Genomic DNA, 2,294 nt, shown 5'->3' on the forward strand with positions numbered 1-2,294 from the left:
GTGCTGTTTTGTGTCAACTTTTCTTTTTAGGAATTTCTTGCACTTCCTTGCTATCAATCAGTTCTCCCTGCCCAAAAGGTCCCCAAGCTTCCAATAAAATTCCTTTTTCTCGACAGTAATCTACGACATCCTCTTGATAGACACCTGGCGCCAAACGAACTTGATTGACCGCAGGAAGAATTTTTGCTGTTGCAAGCAAGGCATCCAAATGATGGGGAAGGAAATTACTAACCCCGATAGCACGGATTTTGCCTTCTTGATAAAGCTCCTCCATCGCTCTCCAGACTTCTGAATTTCGGATTTTCCATTGGTCATTTTCTCTGAGCGGTTTTGGATTTGGCCAATGAATCAAATACAAATCCAAATATTCCAAGCCCAGCTTCTCTAAAGACTCTTCAAAAGCCTGACGAGCTTGCTCATAGTTATGATTTGTATTCCAGAGTTTACTGGTTACAAAAATTTCCTCACGCGGAACGCCACTATCTTGAATAGCACGACCAACGCTTTCTTCATTTTTATAGATAGCTGCCGTATCGATATGGCGATAGCCTGCCTTTAAAGCCTCTAGGACAGCTTGGTAAGCAATCTCTCCATTTTCAGCTTTCCAGGTTCCAAAACCCAGAACTGGAATTGTAACGTCATTATTTAAAGTAGAAGATTTCATTATTTTTCCTTTCTATGAGAAGAAAATCCAAAGAAACAAATTCTCAAAGAAAACTTATCTCTTTAGATTTTTTAAATTATTGGTCACGGTCGTAGTAAAGCTGGTGAGCTTTAAGACGAGAATCTAACAAATCTGGTACGGTTACAAAGTCATAACCTTGCCCTTTCAAATAATCAATGACCTTTGGTAAAGCATGTACCGTCTCAGCATGGATATCATGCATGAGAATAATAGAACCATTCTTGACTTCACGCTGAATTTCTGTCAAAATAGATGCTTCATTTTTATTCTTCCAGTCCAAACTATCTACATCCCACATGATAAAGATCAAATCCAAGCTATTGCGAATATCATCTGTAATAGCTCCATAAGGCGGGCGCATGAGTTTGGAACTAGAACCCAGCACTTTAGTTAGCACATCCTCAGTATCAGTAATCTGCTTTTTAGCCTCATCAAGAGAAAGTTGCGAGAGAATCGGATGACTCCAACTATGGTTTCCAATGACATGACCATCTGCTTTCATGCGTTTCAAAATCTCTTCATTGCCAGAAACATTCTTACCTAAAACAAAGAAAGTCGCCTTAATACCATACTTAGAAAGTGTATCTAATGCTTGATTTGTCGTCGCAGGATTTGGTCCATCATCAAAAGTCAAGGCCACTACTTTACGATTTTTCTTTTCATAATAAGCCTTATATAGTTCTGCGTCCTTATCTAATAAATAAGAGGACTGAATAACTTCAAAGAAACTAGATACTGGCAAGGCAATCTCATCTAGATTTTCAACTGCATGACTTGGATAAAGGATAATCTGACTATCCTTGTAATCAAAATTCCATGCAGATAAGTCTTGGTCAGAGAAGCCTTTAACAATCTGATCGACCTTTTCTTGCTCCAATTTCTTATCCTGTAAGAAAGAAGTCAGTTCTTTTATCAGTTGCTCTTTGGCCTTACTAGCATCTGAAAATAGTTGATCAAGGGTAAAAGGTTTACCGTCTTCTGTCAAATGCACTTTTTCCAGACTAGTTTTTTCAGTCTCTTCAACTTTTGAAGAAGTTAAATCATAGACTTGTTTCATCACACTTCGGTTGACAATCCCTTTTAAAGTCGAATCCTGTTTCTCCGTATAATAAAAAACCAGATTTTCCTTGTCTTCCAGATTTTCCTTAATATCCTGTGTCATGATTTCTTTTACAGATGAAATCACTTGCTCCCCTTGGAGAGGATAATAGGCAATTACTTCTACTTGTCCCTTACGAAAATGATCCTTCTGATTTCCCTCACTCAATTGATCATCTTTCTCTTTTTTGAGCGATTCAATCTTTTGTTCAAAACTTTGTTTTGTGTATATTTTGTATCCAATCATTAAACCAAGGACACAAATACTTACTGAGAAGATAGCTACTAGGGCTATTAGACTCATTCTTATCTTATCGTGATTCTCACGCTTTGCTCTACTTTTATCCATAAGACCATCATATCAAATTCAAGCTATAATTTCAATGATTTTAAAGGAAATAGTATATTAAAAAAGAGAGGAAGTCCCCCTCTTAAGATTTTATTTGACTGCTTCTTTCAAAGCATCTACCTTATCCAAACGTTCCCATGGAAGATCAATATCTGTACGTCC

1 protein-coding gene and 2 pseudogenes are annotated in these 2,294 nt (G+C 37.3%); all 3 read right to left on the reverse strand.

All coding sequences use genetic code 11. The features are described from left to right. Positions 1-31: 31 nt before the first annotated feature. Positions 32-664, reverse strand: a pseudogene (locus QZ359_RS06830) (aldo/keto reductase); the annotation flags it as partial. A 76-nt stretch (positions 665-740) separates the two neighbouring features. Then, the gene (gene pgdA / locus QZ359_RS06835; RefSeq protein ID WP_293964581.1) at positions 741-2,132 is read right to left on the reverse strand and encodes a peptidoglycan-N-acetylglucosamine deacetylase PgdA; all 1,392 of its coding nucleotides are present in this window, start codon (positions 2,130-2,132) and stop codon (positions 741-743) included. 90 nt (positions 2,133-2,222) lie between these two features. Further along, a pseudogene (locus QZ359_RS06840) lies at positions 2,223-2,294 on the reverse strand (S-adenosylmethionine synthetase); the annotation flags it as partial.

The sequence above is a fragment of the Streptococcus sp. genome, assembly GCF_019414905.1.
Taxonomy (GTDB): domain Bacteria; phylum Bacillota; class Bacilli; order Lactobacillales; family Streptococcaceae; genus Streptococcus.

Bases quoted from the DNA above. Each gene is read 5' to 3' on its own strand.
- pgdA (WP_293964581.1), bottom strand. From the start codon at position 2,132: ATGGATAAAAGTAGAGCAAAGCGTGAGAATCACGATAAGATAAGAATG.